A 19,079-nucleotide genomic window follows, 5' to 3' on the forward strand; every position below is an offset into this window, starting at 1 on the left:
CGGTGAGATTCGGCAGCAGAAAGACCATACTCGTTCTACTTGATATGTTTCTGATTTGGTTGAGCATTTTCATTGCCTATCTATTAAGGTTTGATTGGCATATCCCGCCTACATATTTGACTCAATGCTTAGAGTATGCAGCTGTATCTATGATTGTAGGTGCAGCAAGTTTGATCTACTTCAAGATGTACAGGCGGGTCTGGGAATATGCAAGTATTGGCGAAGTTATTTCGATAATCAAAGCAGTATTAGCAACATGTACACTGTCCTATCTCATCATTTGCTTGCTACATGAGCCTAGGGTTCCCTTCTCCATATATATTCGAGTTGTGGAGAACATGATCCTTATCATTGGAGCGAGCCGCTTTCTATGGAGAGTAGTAAGAGATAAGTACTATAAGAAGAAAACAAACCAACGGCAAGCCTTAATTATTGGTGCCGGTGATTGTGGAATATTAATAGCCAAAGAGTTGAAATTTAATCCGAATTCTCCAGTTTACCCCGTCGCATTTATCGATGATGACCCATCCAAGTATAAGCATCTGGTCATGGGGATTCCTGTGTTGGGAGCACGAAATGAGATTATAAGAATCGCTGAAGATTACGAAATTGAAGAGATTATTATTGCCATGCCATCTGTATCCAAAATAGATATATCTGAGATTATCGATATTTGCAAGCATACCAAAGCAAAAATGAAGATAATCCCGAGGATCAATGATTTAATTGAAGGTAAAGTGACTATTAATGCAATTAGAGATGTACAAGTCGAGGATTTGCTAGGGCGCGACCCCATTAACATCGATCTAGAGGGCGTTGCCAATTATGTTCAGGATAAAGTCGTGCTAGTTACAGGTGCCGGCGGATCTATTGGTTCCGAACTATGCAGACAAATTGCTCCTTTTAATCCAAGGAGGTTAATCTTGCTGGGTCATGGTGAGAACAGTATCTATGGTATAGAAAAAGAAATACATAGATTGTTTCCTAGTTTGAAAATAGAACCGGTGATAGCAGATGTCCAAGACAAAGAACGGATGGAAGATGTTTTTCGAAATTTTCAGCCAAAGGTCATTTTTCATGCAGCTGCACATAAACATGTTCCTCTAATGGAGCGTAATCCTGCGGAAGCTATAAAGAATAACGTATTCGGAACCAGAAATGTTGCAGAATGCGCGCATCAATTCAAAGCCGAGAGATTCGTTCTTATCTCAACAGATAAAGCAGTCAATCCAACAAGTGTGATGGGCGCTACCAAACGAATTGCTGAACTGATCATCCAAAGCTTGGATCGAGTCAGTCAAACCAAATTCGTAGCCGTACGCTTTGGTAATGTACTGGGTAGTCGGGGTAGTGTAATACCGCATTTCAAAGAACAAATTGCATTAGGCGGACCTGTGACCGTAACCCACCCAGAGATGGTGCGGTATTTTATGACAATCCCGGAAGCCGTTCAACTTGTTATTCAGGCTGGAGCATTCGCTAAGGGAGGGGAAGTTTTCATTCTAGACATGGGAGATCCTGTAAAAATTGTTGATTTGGCAACCGACCTAATACGATTATCAGGATTCGAACCCGGTGTAGATATTGAAATTAATTTCACTGGAATGCGACCTGGAGAGAAGTTATACGAGGAACTGTTGCTGAATGAAGAGGGTATTGGAAATACCACACATGATCGGATCTTTGTGGGTAGTCCATCGAAGATAAGTCACAGTGAGCTTGCAAAAGAGATTGCACGATTGGAAAAGATTGTTTGCGAAGAACAGGGGATTGTTCGTGAGGCTGTGAAGCATTTGGTGCCGAATTTTAGTAATGTGGGTTGAAGATTATTGTATTGTTGTATACCACAATACGAGAATAATAATAACATCTAATAAAAGGAGAGACAATACATGAAGGTGCGAAAGGCGATCATTCCGGCCGCAGGTCTTGGAACTAGATTCCTGCCGGCTACCAAGGCCATGCCAAAAGAAATGCTTCCTATCGTTGATAAACCTACGATTCAGTACATAGTGGAAGAGGCCGTAGAATCCGGGATCGAGGATATTATCATCGTTACCGGGAAAGGGAAGAGGGCCATTGAAGACCATTTTGATAATTCTTTTGAACTTGAACAAAATTTATTAGAAAAAGGGAAGATAGAACTTCTAAATGAAGTTCTAAAATCTTCCAAAATGGTTGATATTCATTATATTCGACAAAAGGAAGCTAAAGGTTTAGGACATGCTGTTTGGTGTGCTCGGAAGTTTATTGGTAATGAGCCTTTTGCTGTATTACTCGGTGATGACATCGTACAAGCGGGGAAACCTTGCTTGAGACAGATGATTGAGCAGTATGATCGCTACAAGTCATCGATTATTGGTGTACAGAGAGTTTCTGAGGATGAAGTTTCTAAATATGGCATTATCGATGGAAAGGAAATCCATGACCGTCTTTATTGTTTGAATAACTTAGTAGAGAAACCAAAGAAGAATGAGGCCCCATCAAATATTGCTATAATGGGACGATATATTCTTAGTCCAAAGATTTTTAAGATTCTAGATGATCAAAAACCTGGGACAGGTGATGAAATTCAGTTGACTGATGCTATCGCTGAATTGAATCGTAACGAAGCTGTTTATGCATATAATTTTGAAGGTACTAGATATGATGTTGGGGAAAAAATGGGTTTTATCAAAACCACAATCGATTTTGCATTACAACGTGAAGAGTTAAGACACAGTTTAATAGAGTATCTTTCTAAAGTTATGGAACAAGAATTAAAAATAAAATAGATTTAATTGTTAATATCCTACTAAAAATCGGGGAATTATTGCATTAAAATTTAGATGTTTTTGATTACAGTGGGATACTTACACAATTATAATGCTTTGTGATGATTCTGTTCCAATTCACGAACGGTTGTTGTGATTGTTCCAGCAATAGGCTCGCAACATGGTTTTTACCGGATACTAAGGTGATGCCTGAAGAAATGCTGCGCCAATTGTCGATAAACCTGCGATTTTATAATTCCTTTGAACTTGAACAAATTCTTTAGGAAAAAGGAAAAATAGAGCCTCTGAATGAAGTTCTATAGCCCCTAAATACGCTATATTCGACAAATAGAGGCAAAAGGACTAGGGAATCTATTTGGTATGCCAGAATATTTATTGGGGATGAACCGTTCGTAGTCTAATTAGGTGATGATATTATAAAAGCGGAAAAACCTTGTTTTAAAGCAAATGATTGAACAGTTTGAGCGATATAAAGCATCGATTATTGGTATACAGCTTGTACCCGAAGATGACGTTCGAGAGACGCTTTGTAATTCCGGTTCAACAGTGTCTGTTTATCAAGGTACGGCTGTTGAGGAGAAAGCAATTTTAAACACAAATTTTTTTTATTTAAAGAGGATCCATCGTCAGCTTAGGTACAATTATTGATCATGATACCTTCGTCTGAATGATATCATATTGGTTGTGGAGCAATTATTAAAGCAAACTGTATTGTTAAGCTTTACAAAAATTGAAAGTGGTAAGGTTGTAACACGCCACAATTTGCCGGCACCAATAGAGTTTCTAAAATTTATTTGAAGTAGGTGTTTGCAATTTATTCAATAACTAAAAGAGTGATAGATTTCATACTTGCTTTGGTTGGTCTAATAGTAATTTCACCGGTGATTTTAATTTTAATTGTTGCTATCAAGGTTGACTCCAAGGGTCCAGTAATATTTAAACAAAAACGCATTGGTATTCATAAGAAACATTTTTGCATACTAAAATTCCGCACAATGCAAATAGATACACCGAAAGATAAACCGACGCATCTTCTGGAAAATCCGGAGGAGTACATAACGAGAGTTGGTAAATTTCTGAGAAAAACCAGTCTTGATGAGCTACCACAAATTATTAATATTCTATGCGGTACCATGGCCTTTATTGGTCCTCGTCCTGCATTGTGGAACCAGTATGATTTGATTGCTGAACGGGATAAATACGGTGCAAATGACATAAGACCAGGGCTAACCGGCTGGGCGCAGATTAACGGTAGAGATGAGCTTCATATTGAAGTTAAGGCAAAGTTGGATGGGGAGTATATTCAGAGGATGAGCTTTAGAATGGATGTTAAATGCTTCTTTGGGACTATTGTAAGTGTTCTAAAGAGTGATGGTGTTGTTGAAGGTGGAACTGGGGCAGTGAAGAGAAAAGCCTTAGGGAAAGAGACTATTTCGGGATGAAAAAAATACTTATTACAGGAGTAAACAGTTATATTGGCAAATCCTTTGAAAAATGGACATTACAATATCCTGATAAATACTCAGTAGATACTATTAGTATGAGAGATGATCTGTGGAAAGAAAAAGTTTTTTCTAATTACGATATTATTTTTCATGTAGCTGGGTTAGCCCATGCCGACGTTGGCAAGGTGTCGGAGGAAAGGCGAGCTTCGTACTACAAGGTTAACAGAGATTTGACAATTGAGACTGCAAAGAAAGCTAAGTTAGAAGGTTTGAAACAGTTCATCTTTATGAGCTCCATTATCGTTTATGGTGATAGTAGTTCGGTTAGTAAAAGGAGAGTTATCAATAAAGATACAATACCAACTCCTACTAACTTCTACGGTAACAGTAAGCTTCAGGCAGAAGATGGAATCAGAGCATTAAGCAATGACAACTTTAAGGTAGTCATACTACGTCCACCGATGATTTATGGAAAAGGAAGTAAAGGTAATTATCCGGTTCTTGCAAAGATCGCTCGGAAGTTACCATTATTCCCTAATGTTAAGAATGAAAGATCAATGCTTCATATTGATAATCTATGTGAGTTCATTAGACTCATGATTGACTATGAGGAATGTGGCACATTCTTTCCTCAAAATACTGAATATGTAAAGACTGCAGATATGGTTGGAATGATTGCTAAAGCGCATGGAAAGAATATATGGATTTCTGGAGTGTATATTTGGGCTGTAAAGCTCGTAGGGTATATGCCAGGTAAGATTGGTGGCCTAGTAAATAAAGCATTTGGTAACTTGGTATATGATAAATCGCTCAGCAATTACGATAAGGGAAATTACAGAATTAGAAGTTTGGAAGAATCCATTAATCAGACGGAAGGTTAATTCGAAATGAAAAAAATGTTAATGTTGGCTTCTGTCTCTTCAATGATAGACCAATTCAATATGCCAAATATAAAGTTATTACAAGAAATGGGGTATCAGGTCGATGTTGCTTGCAATTTTGGAGAAGGAAATACCAGCTCACCTGAAAGAGTAAAGGCATTCAAACAAGAGTTAGAAGGGCAACAAATCAACTATTACCAGATAGAATTTGCCCGTAACATATTAAAGATTGGTGAGAACATTAAGGCATATAAGCAAGTTAAAGATTTGCTAGAAAAGAATAGATACAATTTCATACATTGCCATTCACCAATTGGTGGAGTTGTTGGCAGACTTGCCGCTCACAATACAAAGACGAAGGTAATATATACAGCTCACGGGTTCCATTTCTTTAAAGGCGCGCCATTAGTCAATTGGCTATTTTACTACCCTGTGGAGAAATTCTTCTCAAGATATACGGATGTGTTAATCACCATCAACAATGAAGATTATGAAAGAGCAGTTAAGTATTTTAATGCAAAAAAAACGATGTACATTCCGGGCATTGGTGTGGACACCACTAAGTTTGGTGGAAGTACAGTAGATAGAGATGCTAAGAGAAATGAACTTGGAGTTACAGCAGACGAAACTATGATATTGTCTGTCGGAGAGCTTATTAAGAGAAAAAATCAAGATGTTGTAATTAAGGCATTGGCAAAGATGGCAGATAAAAAAGTAAAGTATTACATTTGTGGTCGAGGTGAACTGAATCTGTATCTTCGTCATGTGGCAAATGAGCAAGGTGTTGAAAATCAAGTTGTTTTTCTTGGGTTTAGAACGGATGTGTCTGATATTTGTAAAGCTGCAGACATTTTTGTGTTCCCTTCATTACAAGAAGGACTTCCGGTTGCGCTTATGGAGGCTATGGCGGCGGGACTTCCAGTCGTGTCTTCTGAGATTAGGGGCAACACAGATTTGATTGAAAATGGTAGAGGTGGATATTTGGTGAAGCCTGATGATGTTGAGGGTTTTTCAAATAGCATCACTAAAATTGTTTCAGATTATGAATTGCGAGACACCTTTAGAGAAAAAAATCTGCATTGTATCAAGAAATTTGACCTGTCAAATGTTCAAGATAATATGAAAAGTATTTATATAAATATATCAATAGTCTAGTGCTTAGTAAGTACAACAGAAAAGTAAGGAGTTAGACAATGAGACTGTATGAAAAAATATTGAACCAAGAAGAAAAAATCTCAATAATAGGAATGGGTTATGTAGGAATGCCTATTGCTGTTGCATTTGCTAAAAAGGTAAATGTAATTGGTTTTGACATAAATGAATCAAAGATTAATTTTTACAAACAGGGAATCGACCCAACCCATGAAGTTGGTAATGATGCAATCAAAAAGACTTCAGTTGAGTTTACTATAGAGGAGACTAAACTACGTGAAGCGAAGTTTCATATTGTGGCTGTTCCGACGCCAATCAACCAGGATAAGACACCTGACTTATCTCCTGTAATCGGAGCGAGTGCAATCCTTGGTCGTAATTTGACTAAGGGTTCAATTGTTGTATATGAATCTACTGTTTATCCGGGTGTAACAGAGGAGATTTGTATCCCAATCTTAGAAAAGGAATCGGGGCTTAAATGTGGTATTGACTTCAAAATTGGATACTCACCTGAGCGTATTAATCCAGGTGACAAAGTAAATACATTAGGAAATATTAAAAAAATTGTATCCGGTTTGGATGTAGAGTCTTTAAATGAAATTGCAAAGGTATATGAACTTGTAATTGAGGTTGGTGTCCATAGAGCATCTAGTATTAAAGTAGCTGAGGCTGCAAAGGTAGTTGAAAATAGCCAGCGTGACATTAACATTGCTTTCATGAATGAGCTTGCTATGGTTTTTGACAGGATGGGTATTGACACAAATGAAGTAATTGAAGCCATGAATACTAAGTGGAATGCATTGGGCTTTAGACCGGGCTTGGTTGGTGGACACTGTATCGGTGTTGATCCATACTATTTTGTGTACCAAGCAGAAAACCTGGGTTATCACAGCCAAATTATTCTTTCTGGTAGAAAAGTAAACGATGGAATGGGTACATTCATAGCAGACGCTATCATTAAGAAGCTCATTCTTGCAAATAAAGTGGTTAGAAAAGCCCGAGTAGTAATACTTGGTATTACCTTTAAGGAGAATTGTCCAGACACCAGAAATTCTAAGGTCGAGGACATTATTATCAGATTAAAAGAGTATGGTATTAATCCAATCGTTGTAGATCCGTTGGCTAGTGCAGCCGATGCAAAGCATGAATACGGTGTTAATTTAACTGATATGAGCGAGATTAAAAATGCGGACTGCTTAGTATTTGCCGTTGCTCATAATGAGTTTAAAGAAATGAAATGGGAGAAAATAGACAGTCTATATTCAACTGGTGATAACTTTGAAAAAGTATTAATTGATGTCAAAGGATTATTTAATAAGAGTGAGCTTGAAGCAATGGGCTATAGTTACTGGAGATTGTAAAGAGGGAATGAAAAATATGATAGAGTTATCTGTTATTATCCCTATGTATAATTCTCAAAATACAATAAGGGAATGCTTGAATTCAATTTGCATAAATAAATCAATTGAAGTGATTTTGGTTGATGATGGTTCTACCGACCAAACGAGTATTATCTGTAATGAGTTTTGTGAAAATAATTCGAAATTCAAGTATATATTTCAGGAAAATAGTGGGCCAGGTGCTGCAAGAAACCTTGGGATTAATAATGCACAAGGTAATTATATTATGTTTTTAGATTCAGACGATTATTTAGATGGAAGTGCCTTGGAAGATATCATTGATACTAAATTATCTTCAGGATATGACATTATTTATTATAATTTTGAACAAATAGATGAGAATGGGAATTTTCTTAGGCAGCATAGGTTAAGTGAGTATAATGAAATGGATAAGCAGAAACTTATAAATAGTACTTTGTCATGGAAATTACCTTGGGGTCAATTTAAGTTAATTAGTAGTGATATACTCGGAAATGGGAATATTAGGTTTGCTGAAGATGTTAAGGATTCTGAAGAGTTAATTTTTACTATAGCTTGTTTAGAAAATGCAGACAGTATTTTCTTTTGTGAATCGGTAGTTTACAAATATGTGAAAAGAAGTAATTCGCTCTCTACAAGTCATGACGGATTTGATTTATATCAGTGCCGAGCGAGTGTTATATCCTCATTAAAAGATAGATACGGAAATAAGTATCAAGTTGGTATATATAATTACACTTTTGTTACGTACATTCAGTTATTGAAACTATTTGCGGAACAAAGCAAAGGACTGCGAGGCTATAACTTGTATTGTAACAGATGCAAGAAAGAAGCAAAGATGCTCTTGAATAAAGTAGATATACAGTACTTTGAAAGAAGATATAAGGTTTTGTATACGGCGTTGAAGTTAAATTTAGACTTGCTTTTATATTTTGCATTTAAATTTACGAGGTGATTGCTATTCAAAATCAAATAGAAGCTAAATATAGAAAGGGTGCAAAAGTTGTATTATATATTTCTATTTTAGCAATTCCTATGCAATTATTGACTTCGATGATAATAAGTCGAATATCTGCAGAAGCCTCTGGAACATTAGGTTTAGTGGAACTCTTTTATAACGCTATAATTACGTTTTTTTTATTCGGTGGAGAGACCGCAATTGTGAAATTGTTGTCTGAAATTAAGGAAGCTAATAATAAAAAGTCATTTATTTTGTATTACATAGGAGTATGTTTAGGCTACTTTCTTATCTTTGCTGTTGTATTAAGATTGCTGCATATAGATATAATTAAACTAATTATAGGTTCTGACAGTAATACATCGCTATTGATGTATATGGTAGGGGTACTGATTGTAATTCATAATGTACTTTTATCGTATCAAAAAGAACAAGAGCACTTCTTGAGTTATTCTATAGGTGTTAAACTTTTTAATGTTGTCACCTTATTTGCAATTGTGTACATTTATGCAAATAGAAGTTCTAATATTGATAGCATATTCTATTATGCTATGATGATAGGATATGTAATATTTATCCCGTATATCATTTTTAAAAAAATAAAATTCAATATTTCAAACATAGGTGAAATTAGAATTTCTGAATATAAGTTTTTGAAATATGCGTTCTTTTTGCATGCTTCAACAGTAGTTGCTTTTTTGTTTGATCGAATGGATCAAATGCTGTTGTTAAACAAACTAGGAGTTGCTGCATTTGGTGGATATTACTTAGTGGTAAAGATTGTAAATATGGTTAAACTGATACCTAATATATATACATCAACCTTTTATCCGCTTTTCTGTAAGCATTTGAAGAAAGACAATGCTAGTGAAATGTTTAATAGTTTGTTGAGTAAAAATTTGTTAGTAATTGTTCCAATAATTTCAGTTGTGATTTTGAACTCTAAGCTAATAATGCAAATTTTATTTGGTGATGCCTATCTTGCTTATGAAAATGTATTGAAACTTTTCATGATAGTAATTGTAATAGGCGCACCAGGGATGATATTAAATAATTGCTTGTTTGCATTAGGGAAATCAAAACAGTACTTCATTATTAGTAGTATTTCTGTGATGGCTCAACTAGGAGCAATGTTTCCATTAATGGCGTGGTTAGGGGTTGATGGATTAGTGGTCGCACGAGGAGGCACTACTATTCTGGTAATACTTTCTTGTTTATTGTATCTAAAAAAGGAAAATTATTTCATAAAATTATCAAAGAAATATTTCATTTATTCATGTGCATCAGTTGTGTTAATGTTATTTACTAATATGGTGAAAATTACCAGTTCAATGGGTATACTGGCAACGATTATTCTCTTGAGTGCATTCATTATTGCAAATCGCGCGAGTATAAAAGATATGTTGTATAGATAGAAACTAGTCGTGCTATATTAAAAAGCATATTTGATCTATTCTTCTGATTTTAATTTGCGTATTTTTTTAGGAGATAGTTGTTCTTATTTATAAAAACTGTTATCTAGATGAAGTTCTTTTCAAGGGTGAAGCGTAGTGTTTAATGAAATAACTAAATCTGGCTTAAATGAAATGTGAGGTTGTTGAATATGGTTTGGCTTAAAAAAGTAATGTGGCTAATAAAAATATCTATGATTGGAATTGCTGAGGGAGTATTAAACATTTTGCCAGAAGGAACATATGGTGATCTGGCAAGAGGGCAGTTACTAAAAATACAAGTTGGAATATGCGGAAGAAAACTGCGAGTATCCCGAAATGTTAAGGTGTTAAATGCTAAGGGAATGGTTATTGGGGATAATGTGTATATAGGCTATGGAACTTGGATGAATGCTCAATTTGGTATAGAAATTGGAAATAATACAATGTTTGGGCCATATGTAATAATTGCTTCGGGAAATCATACCTTCACACATGAAAGTATGTCTTTTTATGGAGAATCTAAAGGAGCCCTTGTCGCAATTGGAAGTGGTTGCTGGTTAGGTGGAGGCGCAGTAGTTACTTCCGCTGCTAAAGTGGGAAATTGCTGTTTAGTTGCAGCCAATTCTGTTATTAGTAAAAATATACCGGACAATAGTAAAGTTGTGGGATGCAATAAGATAATATCAAGTGTATTTGATTCTGATACCACCCCAACAGGAGGCGGAAACTAGAAAAGAAATTGCTAAAAAACTAAAAATACATTGTACAAAGAGTACTCTTGCCTTTAAGTATACTGTCTTTATTACTTTCTACGACGATGGCTCATTGTATCAAAAGTGGTTTTATATTAAACATCTGGAAGAAACATGTGATATGAATTTTTTTGCTCACACTCGCGTTGTTTTGACGAGTTACTCCTGCAAAGGAACACAAGGATTTTTGCTGTAGGTTAGGATGACAAGAATAAAACTTGTTGGACATCAATTTCGCAGCAAATAACGTAAACATTTTTAATATTTACATCTATAAAACATCTCTTTTTCAATAAATGTTTGAGAGAAGCAAAGTTGCTCACTGATCTCCGTATAATTTGTAGCAAGCTTAAAATAAATTATAAAAAATCCAAAGGCAACGGTTTTATGCCGTTTTGCGTCTTGAGCGAAGCGAAAGGAATGTTTATAAGTATGTTAAGTATGTTGAAAGATAAAATTCTTAAAGTTGTAAATAAACCTGTAGCGAATATTAGAAGTTCGCAGACTCTTTATGAAGCGCTATTTACAACCATTAATTTGGACTTGAAATATCACGATCCTATCTATAAAGAACAATCGGATCAGTTAGCAAAGCTAATAATAGAATCGCAACTTGATGATGGTGGATTTGATATTGGTTATAATTTTTCTTTCGGCAAAAACATGGGAAAAAAGAATCATATAGAATCGACCACCCCTGAGATTTTGTCAATATATGCACTTATAAAATACTATGATATCTATAAAGACGATAGTGTTAAACCCGCAATTGTAAAAGGTATTGAATGGGTAAAAAAATATTCGTATAAGTATAGAGCTAACTATTGGGTTATTCCCTATGCACCATGTTCATATAAGGAAGTACATATAACGAATGCCGTTACATTTACAGTTGCTACATTAGCATACTATATGTGGGTATTTGAAGATGATAGTGTTAAAGATATTTGCGATGGAATGTTTTTGTATATGAGAGATGAGCTGATTCTGAATGGAGATAGAGGTCATTGGAATTACTTTGATAAAGAACTCATGGATGATTCCTACTATATCAAGGTTGATAATTATCATATAGCCCAACAATTGTTCTATCATATAAGCATCGACAAGTACTATGTTAATGAAGACAATAAATTGATTATTAAGTATGTTTCCAATTACTTAAAAGAGAAACTTATTACGTCTCTTGCTGTTCCGTACATCGAAGTTAATGGGAAATGTACTAACGATATTCATACATGGGGGTATTGCTCATTACTGTCTTGCTCACTATTCTGGGAAGATATGGAACTGACCAATAATATTAAAAGGTTTATGTTTGAAAAAATGTGGAATAATTCTTATTTTTACCCTGTTATAAAGGGGAATGGAGATATTGTTGAAAAGAGTTACTATCCTCGGTCGGATGCATGGCTAATGCATTCATTTAGCGAATATTTATTATTCCATGATGATGCAGATATTAAGAGAGCATTGAGTGCAGGAATTCAAATGCTAAGAGAATGCAACTACCGAGGTTATGAAAATCATGTTTTAACAATTAGAAAGAAAGCCTTTAATAAATTTGTTATTTTCGTTAAGAAAGTATTGAATAAATAAAAGCTGGTGAAACTTCCTTTAATCACTTTAGTATGTTGAGAGGATTTGAGATTTTGTGAAGGTGTGGATTGTTACAAATGCATATTTGCCTGAAAAAGGTGGCTTGGTATCATATACAAGAAACATAGCGTTGCAGCTTCTCCGAGAGGGAAAAGAAGTTGAAATCATTACTTCAAATCTTAAAAACACTAGTTTGCCAAGTTATGAAGAGATGGAGGGGGTAAAGGTTTCTAGAATCGATTATTCTGGGGTTCCTAAAGTTTTAAAACCGTTTTCACCTCTAGCGTACTATTATCGAACTTTGAAGTTTATTAGAAAGTGCGATATAAAAAAAGACGATGTTGTTATTTCAAGGTTCTATACTTTTGCATTGGCTGTAGTTAAGGGAAAGAATGTTAATAAGCATATATTTGTTACGCCACTAATAGCGACAAAACTGCAACATATCGAGGCAAAAGAAACTAAATATTTTTTTAAGAAGTTGTATTTCTATTTTATACTTCCTCAACTTGCACTATTAGATAAATTGGCGATTAAACATTCTCCATTTGTTGGGGTTCTGAGCAGATCAAAGCAAGAAGAAGTAGCAAGCTATTACAGGCTTAAAAGGAACGATGTTTTTGTAATACCTCCCGGAGTAGATATGGAACGATTTAGAGTGGCGAGTACTGAGGAAAAAAATGAACTACGGAGCAAACTCGGATATTCTGCTGAGGATAAAATTGTTATCTGTGTTAGTAGATTATCAAGTGAAAAAAACCTTGAAATAATAATCCACTGTATAAATGCAATCACCGATAAAACCATCAAACTGGCTTTTGTTGGCGATGGAGACTGTGAAAAAGGAATGGAAGAACTTATTATTCAATATAAACTACAGGATCAAATCAAACTTTGGGGCGCTAGACAAAACGTTGAAGATTATTATAGAATGGCCGATGTGTTTATTTTGCCAAGTAAATATGAAGGATTTGGGCATGTATATTTGGAGGCGATGGCCTGTGGTCTTCCTTGTATTGCTGCAAGGTCAAATCCACCGATTACGACAACTGCGAGTGGCGAAATCATTGTTAATGATAGATTAGGTGTACTAGTTAATTATGATAGTAAAGAAGAAATAGTAAGTGCGATTGATTATTGTCTAAATACTGCTGTTGAGAATCAATCATATAGACGGCAGTTTGTACAAGATAACTATAGTTGGAGGAAGCACTATAACGATGTTGAGAGGATCTTTTTGAATGGGACAAATAAAACAAAGCAGTAAAATAGAAATGAACAATCTGCTTGTTCCATTGTTGATTTTAGTCTTTTTTCCGTTCCCTTCAAAATATGTAGGATACTCTATCAGCTTATATATATGTGATATTGTTTTTATAGGTTACTTGTTATTCATTTTTGTTAAGAAAAAGTATGTGGTCACAATAAACAATACAACAAGATTTTTCCTTGTATTTCTAGGCTTAAATTGCTTTGGAATTTTAATTGCTTTATTGAAAGGGAATATATCAAGTTTAAGACCATTTTCAGAGGTGTTAAGAACATTTGAGTGGATGATTATTTATTTGTTCTGTATAAACTATTTTAAAAAAGACATTAAATCAATAACCAAAATTAATAGTATTGTCAACAAGTGTGTAGCTATATTATTGTTGCTACTGATCCCATTTATCACAATTGAGTTATTCGACTTGTCTGGCAAAGCTATTTTCCGTTCGCTTTATGAAATGAATAAGTCAGGAAATATATACCAGAATTACAACCGCATTGTGGGACCTTTTAGGAATCCAAATTTTTTAGGCATATGGATGACAATAATATTATTGTATGTGTTTACACAGCCATATAAATGGAAAACAAAAATACTTTTTTCACTTGAGTGTATAGGTGTTATTTATTTTACGGGTTCTAGAACTGCTATTCTTATTAGTCTCATTATGTTGGGACTGGTTTTATTATCTCAAGGAATTTTGGATTTCGGGAAAGGTGTACTAAAAAAAGTGTTAGGTGTTGTTGTTATAGCTGCTGTGGCATATTTTGTTGTTCAAAAACAAATTGATCTATTCTACTCGGTTAGATTACGTTTGGATTTAAACGAACTTCAGAATTTAGGTGGAAGAACTAGCATATGGGAAGAGTACAGCAATATTATGAAGGAAAATTTATTACTTGGAAATGGAATTGTTAAAAGTGATGATCTAGTACTAGACAATATGTACTTACTGTATCTATATTACTATGGGATATTTGGTCTATTACTTTATTTTTTGTTTTTTATAAGAAACATATTTAAGAGTGTTGGTGCATATTTAAGAAATAGAAAAAATGCAATGTTATTATATGCTGTAGTACTACAAGGGATAATACTTGTCAGCGGATTTACAATGCAAATTCTGGATGCATTACAACTATCATTTTGGTATTGGCTAATTCTTGCATATATTGATTCCAGTGAAGAAAATAAGATGACATCCTGACATAAACCATCGTGTAAGAAAAGAATGCTAGGGTCTGTCAATACTTTTGTGTAAACTCTTTGAAAAAGATATCTCCCCGAAGGGATAAAAGTTTTTCGATGGTCCACATCCGAGTACATCTTTGTTTCCATTCAGATCAATGCCAATGACCATGTAGGCTACATTGAGATATACCCGCCCTGCTTTAATTTATTAAGAAAGGCGAGCGCATATATGCCTTGTAAGGGACGGTACTACCACTCCTTTATGAGGAGAATGAGCTTATAAGAAGTCTGTACAAAATCTAACTTTTAAACAAACATAGTTCGCACCAGTATCATAAGCGTCTTTTTTTGTTTCAATAACCGAAGTCGTAAAATAGCAATTTTGACCCGCTCTTAAATGAAATGATACTACGAAAGACCATTACATGTTTAATTTGCTAAAATATTACTGTATACGACAATCACATAAATTGTACGATAATTGCAAAACTGATGAAAATCAGTGACGCAAAGCTAAAGGGACTAAATTGGCAATCCAGTATGTCGGCAAGCTCCGAATAATCAATCGTGCCTCCCTTGCTTGTTTATTTGAAATAGAGGAGGAAAAATGATGGGAAAAGTATTAGCATTCATTTGGTTCAGATTTAACAAAGTTATACTAGAAAGTTGTATATGTGAGAATGAGAGATCGAAGATATTTAATAAGATCAGATATCATCAAAGGAAACTTAATACTTAAGCAAAAAAAAGCATCTATAGTAGGTGCTTTTTTCTTTTTTGCTAATGAAGTTCGTATGCTCAAGAACGACACGATTGGGTGTCTTTCTACTTAGGAATGGGGGTGTGCCGTTAAAAGATTCACGATTTTCTGCTCCTCGTCATTCAATTTGTAAGAGGCACAACGGCTAACAAAGTATTAATCATCTTGATCGATATCTTCGTTTGAACCACATAGTCCCCTATTCCCAAGGGAAATAGTTCCAACAACTCCGCCTTTAGACACTCCAAATTTGTCTAATCTTAATATATATTTTATAATATTAAGGATACATCAATTTTTGTTTTAGCTAGATGGTTATTTTTCATTAAACCATTCGTAGAGGGGGGAACTTATAGGATGATACTCATGATGATGTGGCATCGTTTCTGGTTCAAGTATAATGTGGAGCTGTATGAGAGTTGTATAGATAAGGAAACAAAGCTGCAACTGCTGCGTAAGGTCGAGTATCATGAAGGAAGGATGAGGACTTCCTAATAGAACTATGTCGATGTCTACTAATGGAGTCATGACCAACAAAAGTGATGAAAAAGTGATTAAAATGAAAAGGTAGAAAGAAAAATCGACTAATTTTTTAGTCTCCGTCGTTTAAATCCCCAGTATTTTATCCAAACATCTCCTTCGTCGTCTTTAAAAAGCTTAATACCCGTTAATTTTAAAGGAGTCCAAAATTCTTTAAAATAATAATTAGGCATTTGAATCAACCTCCTAGTTCTGATTACCTAGATTTAACATAACACTATTCTATTAAAAAGTAAGTCGAAATTCGTCATTTGAAATCCGGAAAATGTGGCAAACGTTTTCATTTGTGCTGTGGTTTGTGATTCACTAACACCATTGCCATCTATTTTTACATAAGGGGGGAATTTATGCGTGAAGTCCTCACGGGGATTTGGCATCGGTTTTGGTTTAAGTATAACGAGGAATTATACAAGAGTTGCATTGATGAGGAGACGTAGTCGCAATTGCTGTGCAAGCTAGAATAACATGTTCGAAAGCTAAGGGTTTAGTTCAAAGTACCCGTAAGGGTACTTTTTTTCGTTTTATTTCTAGTGAAAATGTGACATATTTCGTCAATGCATTTATAATAGAACATATCCATTCTATGACTTGGTTGGTGAAATGATGAAAAAGCAGAAATGGAAGAGGTGGCTGCTCTGGATAGGTGGTAGTGTAGCTTTGCTTCTGTGTATTGGGTATTTTGGCATGGATTTGGCTGTATCTTATGTCCTAAAATCGATGACTCCGCAACTGCCTTCTGCCAGTAGTCAGACCCAATCTCAGGAATCGCCTAGTCCAATTGACACTCTTGGGCCTAGTAGAGCTGATAGTGACAAACACTCTGATGAAGAAACTGTGCAAGTTCAGCCATCTACAGATAAACAAGCTGTGACACCTTCTTCAAATTCTATGGCTCAATCTGTGACAACGCCGACAGGCTCTTCTCCAGATACAGGAGCTGCTGCTGTCACATCTCCTTTAAACTCAAATCCGCCATCTCCAACCCCTAAGCCTAAACAACAAGCATTGAACTACGAGGCTCAAGTGACAACGGAAAAGGCTAAGGTGGTTGAGGAGTCTATTTCTCTTAAGGAGAAAGCAGCGGTGAGTGCCGTTCTATTGAAGAAGTTAAGTGCTTCGGAACTGCAGTTGTTCGCGAAGATGGCTGGTAATGGAATGTCGGTTGAGGAGAAGAAGCAGGCTAAAGAGATGGTTCTTAAGAAGCTAACTGAAGACGAGTACAACCAATTAATTCAGATAGCTACGAAGTATGGCTTGAGCCAAGGTATGAATTACAAAGATTCACAGAAACAAGTTCAAACGAATAAGTAGAGCATCTGGGGGATTAGTTTGTCTAAAACAATACGTAGATTAATAGTAGCAGGTGTTCTATGTATTGGCGGGTATGGAATATATCAGTATTCACTCAATGTGATTGGTGATAAGATTGCGAATCAGTTGGCTGCTGAGGCAGCGAGTAACCCGCAGTGGCTAGATCAATTCAATCTAGCTCCCTTGCCTCAGACTACGAATGATGCTGCAGCTTCATCGGATTCAGATAAGCCTGAGACGACCGAGGAAGATCTAAAGGTTGTAGACCCTAAATTAGCCTCAGGAGAGGCCATGGCGACTGTACCAACGAAGGAAGAAGCAGGGAATACGCAACCCACTGTGGAACCCTCTAATGAAAAGAAGACCGCCGAGAATAAGGGACTCGCTTTTGAAAGTAAGCAAGAAGCAGTCAAGTTCGTAATGGGGAGATTCTCGGTGTCCGAGATTAACCATATCAGGCAAATGGCTAGTGGTGAGTTAACTTCGGAGAAGAAGGCGGAGCTCAAGCGAATTGCGTACTCGAGGTTCTCCGCATCAGAGATTGAAGCAGTGCGTAAGGTCGTATCTAAATAAAGACGAAGAGGTGTGTAATTGAAATGAAGGCAACTAAACGGTTCAAAGTATCAGCGGCATTATCTATTGCTTTAGTCATGGGAATGAGCACACAAGCATTCGCGGCGCAGGCACCCTTAGATGTGAATGTATACCAGATCCCCATGCATTTCACGTTTGATGGCAAAGAGTATGCGCCTCCTGAGGGTCAACAGGGCTTCATCTTTGAAGGCAGCACGTATGTGCCGATTCGTTTTATTTCGTACTCGTTAGATAAAGCTGTAGAGTGGAATGCGGATACATACACGGTCACAATTGCTGAACCAAAGGAAACAGACAAAATTAATATCAGCGAATATAAGCTGAATGCGCAAGTACATTCCAAAAGCAACGAGAAGATTGATAAATCGAAGTTAACTCCAAGTAAGTTGAATGCGTACAAAGAGAAAATCTCATATGTATTTGATGGTGTGGCTAAGAGCACTTCTGTGGACCTACCTGGCTATATTGTGGATGGAAGTCTATATGTGCCAATTCGCTTCTTCTCTGAGTCGGTAGGTAAAACTATTAATTGGGACCCAGAGACCTATACGGTATCAGCTGTCACAGTTCCTGACAAGAAAGATCCAGAAGTGAAGCTACCTGAAGTTCCTAAGGTTGATCCGAAAGCTCCTGTAGTCGGGGGCGGAGGTGGACCCGTTGGTGGTGGAGGAGCGCCTGGCGGTGGTACTTCGAAACCTTCGTTAGATTCGATCACAACAGATACTGAAGCTAAGCTAAAACAACTTGAAGCTAAAAGTAGTGAAGAACTTCGTGCACTTTATGATCAATATCTTATTTCAAAAGATCCGGCTTTAATCGTTCAAGCCTTAACGAAAATCTCGCAAGCGGATAGTGAGTTCAATCAAATTATGAACGATACCAACTCTAAGCTTACTAATAATGGTTATGATAATAGTATTATTGATACATATAAGGAAAAATATGAACAGGCGAAGGAAGACGCAAAGAATAATATAATTAAAAAATAGTTTTAGACCGGGGACCTATTTGATCTGGACCCTTTGTCAAGGACACTTGAA

Annotated in this window: 17 protein-coding genes, 1 pseudogene and 1 riboswitch; of the genes and pseudogenes, 16 read left to right on the forward strand and 2 right to left on the reverse strand. The window is 35.9% G+C overall.

The annotated features are described in order from the left end of the window. The first annotated feature begins 2 nt into the window (after positions 1-2). The 12 genes from GC102_RS25285 (at position 3) to GC102_RS25340 (ending at position 14,850) form a co-directional block, all read left to right on the forward strand. Positions 3-1,823, forward strand: a complete 1,821-nt coding sequence (locus tag GC102_RS25285; protein ID WP_376769408.1) for a polysaccharide biosynthesis protein — start codon at positions 3-5, stop codon at positions 1,821-1,823. A gap of 69 nt (positions 1,824-1,892) precedes the next feature. Continuing rightward, positions 1,893-2,774 (forward strand): UTP--glucose-1-phosphate uridylyltransferase GalU, encoded by an 882-nt coding sequence (gene galU, locus GC102_RS25290; RefSeq protein ID WP_171691959.1) that lies wholly within the window; start codon positions 1,893-1,895, stop codon positions 2,772-2,774. Between the two features lie 812 nt (positions 2,775-3,586). After that, entirely contained in the window at positions 3,587-4,216 is a 630-nt protein-coding gene (locus GC102_RS25295; RefSeq protein WP_171691996.1) for a sugar transferase, read from the forward strand. After that, positions 4,213-5,100, forward strand: a complete 888-nt coding sequence (locus GC102_RS25300) for an NAD-dependent epimerase/dehydratase family protein (protein WP_171691960.1) — start codon at positions 4,213-4,215, stop codon at positions 5,098-5,100. The genes GC102_RS25295 and GC102_RS25300 overlap by 4 nt, the downstream gene beginning before the upstream one ends. A gap of 6 nt (positions 5,101-5,106) precedes the next feature. Then, entirely contained in the window at positions 5,107-6,255 is a 1,149-nt protein-coding gene (locus tag GC102_RS25305) for a glycosyltransferase family 4 protein (RefSeq protein ID WP_171691961.1), read from the forward strand. Between the two features lie 38 nt (positions 6,256-6,293). Then, positions 6,294-7,613, forward strand: coding sequence for a nucleotide sugar dehydrogenase (locus GC102_RS25310; protein ID WP_171691962.1), 1,320 nt, complete (start codon positions 6,294-6,296; stop codon positions 7,611-7,613). Then, a complete protein-coding gene (locus GC102_RS25315) occupies positions 7,573-8,586 on the forward strand; it encodes a glycosyltransferase family 2 protein (RefSeq protein WP_171691963.1) in 1,014 nt (337 codons plus the stop codon). Before GC102_RS25310 ends, GC102_RS25315 begins: the two co-directional genes overlap by 41 nt. Next, positions 8,583-10,004 carry an MATE family efflux transporter gene (locus tag GC102_RS25320; RefSeq protein WP_171691964.1) on the forward strand — a complete coding sequence of 474 codons (1,422 nt, stop codon included), beginning with the start codon at positions 8,583-8,585 and terminating at the stop codon, positions 10,002-10,004. The genes GC102_RS25315 and GC102_RS25320 overlap by 4 nt, the downstream gene beginning before the upstream one ends. Before the next feature lie 188 nt (positions 10,005-10,192). Then, positions 10,193-10,753 (forward strand): acyltransferase, encoded by a 561-nt coding sequence (locus GC102_RS25325; RefSeq protein WP_171691965.1) that lies wholly within the window; start codon positions 10,193-10,195, stop codon positions 10,751-10,753. A gap of 336 nt (positions 10,754-11,089) precedes the next feature. Further along, positions 11,090-12,373, forward strand: a complete 1,284-nt coding sequence (locus tag GC102_RS25330; RefSeq protein WP_171691966.1) for a hypothetical protein — start codon at positions 11,090-11,092, stop codon at positions 12,371-12,373. A 55-nt stretch (positions 12,374-12,428) separates the two neighbouring features. Further along, positions 12,429-13,640 carry a glycosyltransferase family 4 protein gene (locus GC102_RS25335; RefSeq protein ID WP_171691967.1) on the forward strand — a complete coding sequence of 404 codons (1,212 nt, stop codon included), beginning with the start codon at positions 12,429-12,431 and terminating at the stop codon, positions 13,638-13,640. Then, entirely contained in the window at positions 13,615-14,850 is a 1,236-nt protein-coding gene (locus GC102_RS25340) for an O-antigen ligase family protein (RefSeq protein WP_171691968.1), read from the forward strand. Before GC102_RS25335 ends, GC102_RS25340 begins: the two co-directional genes overlap by 26 nt. Positions 14,851-14,940: 90 nt before the next feature. Here the strand turns inward: GC102_RS25340 and GC102_RS40900 are convergent. Further along, positions 14,941-15,113, reverse strand: a pseudogene (locus GC102_RS40900) (IS256 family transposase); the annotation flags it as partial. A 193-nt stretch (positions 15,114-15,306) separates the two neighbouring features. Then, positions 15,307-15,393, forward strand: a riboswitch (cyclic di-GMP riboswitch). A 558-nt stretch (positions 15,394-15,951) separates the two neighbouring features. Between GC102_RS40900 and GC102_RS25345 the strand changes: the two are divergent. Next, on the forward strand, positions 15,952-16,089 hold the full coding sequence (locus GC102_RS25345) for a hypothetical protein (RefSeq protein ID WP_171691969.1): 138 nt from the start codon (positions 15,952-15,954) through the stop codon (positions 16,087-16,089). 89 nt (positions 16,090-16,178) lie between these two features. Here the strand turns inward: GC102_RS25345 and GC102_RS40160 are convergent, their stop codons facing one another. Further along, positions 16,179-16,307, reverse strand: coding sequence for a hypothetical protein (locus GC102_RS40160; RefSeq protein WP_281367702.1), 129 nt, complete (start codon positions 16,305-16,307; stop codon positions 16,179-16,181). Positions 16,308-16,734: 427 nt separating this feature from the next. On the opposite strand from GC102_RS40160, the gene GC102_RS25350 reads away from it, so the two are divergent. Genes GC102_RS25350 through GC102_RS25360 form a run of 3 tightly spaced genes read left to right on the forward strand, consistent with a single transcriptional unit; the run spans position 16,735 to position 19,028 of the window. Next, complete coding sequence (locus GC102_RS25350; protein ID WP_171691970.1) at positions 16,735-17,445, forward strand: hypothetical protein; 711 nt, start codon at positions 16,735-16,737, stop codon at positions 17,443-17,445. Positions 17,446-17,463: 18 nt separating this feature from the next. Next, complete coding sequence (locus GC102_RS25355) at positions 17,464-18,018, forward strand: hypothetical protein (protein ID WP_171691971.1); 555 nt, start codon at positions 17,464-17,466, stop codon at positions 18,016-18,018. A gap of 23 nt (positions 18,019-18,041) precedes the next feature. Beyond that, positions 18,042-19,028 (forward strand): copper amine oxidase N-terminal domain-containing protein, encoded by a 987-nt coding sequence (locus tag GC102_RS25360; RefSeq protein WP_171691972.1) that lies wholly within the window; start codon positions 18,042-18,044, stop codon positions 19,026-19,028. Positions 19,029-19,079: the final 51 nt, after the last annotated feature.

Source organism: Paenibacillus germinis, from assembly GCF_013141785.1.
GTDB classification, from domain to species: Bacteria; Bacillota; Bacilli; order Paenibacillales; family NBRC-103111; genus Paenibacillus_E; species Paenibacillus_E phytorum.

Bases quoted from the DNA above. Each gene is read 5' to 3' on its own strand.
- GC102_RS25300 (WP_171691960.1), top strand. From the start codon at position 4,213: ATGAAAAAAATACTTATTACAGGAGTAAACAGTTATATTGGCAAATCC.
- GC102_RS25305 (WP_171691961.1), top strand. From the start codon at position 5,107: ATGAAAAAAATGTTAATGTTGGCTTCTGTCTCTTCAATGATAGACCAA.
- GC102_RS40160 (WP_281367702.1), bottom strand. From the start codon at position 16,307: ATGCCTAATTATTATTTTAAAGAATTTTGGACTCCTTTAAAATTAACG.
- GC102_RS25325 (WP_171691965.1), top strand. From the start codon at position 10,193: ATGGTTTGGCTTAAAAAAGTAATGTGGCTAATAAAAATATCTATGATT.
- GC102_RS25345 (WP_171691969.1), top strand. From the start codon at position 15,952: ATGATACTCATGATGATGTGGCATCGTTTCTGGTTCAAGTATAATGTG.
- GC102_RS25340 (WP_171691968.1), top strand. From the start codon at position 13,615: ATGGGACAAATAAAACAAAGCAGTAAAATAGAAATGAACAATCTGCTT.
- GC102_RS25360 (WP_171691972.1), top strand. From the start codon at position 18,042: ATGAAGGCAACTAAACGGTTCAAAGTATCAGCGGCATTATCTATTGCT.
- galU (WP_171691959.1), top strand. From the start codon at position 1,893: ATGAAGGTGCGAAAGGCGATCATTCCGGCCGCAGGTCTTGGAACTAGA.
- GC102_RS25310 (WP_171691962.1), top strand. From the start codon at position 6,294: ATGAGACTGTATGAAAAAATATTGAACCAAGAAGAAAAAATCTCAATA.
- GC102_RS25350 (WP_171691970.1), top strand. From the start codon at position 16,735: ATGATGAAAAAGCAGAAATGGAAGAGGTGGCTGCTCTGGATAGGTGGT.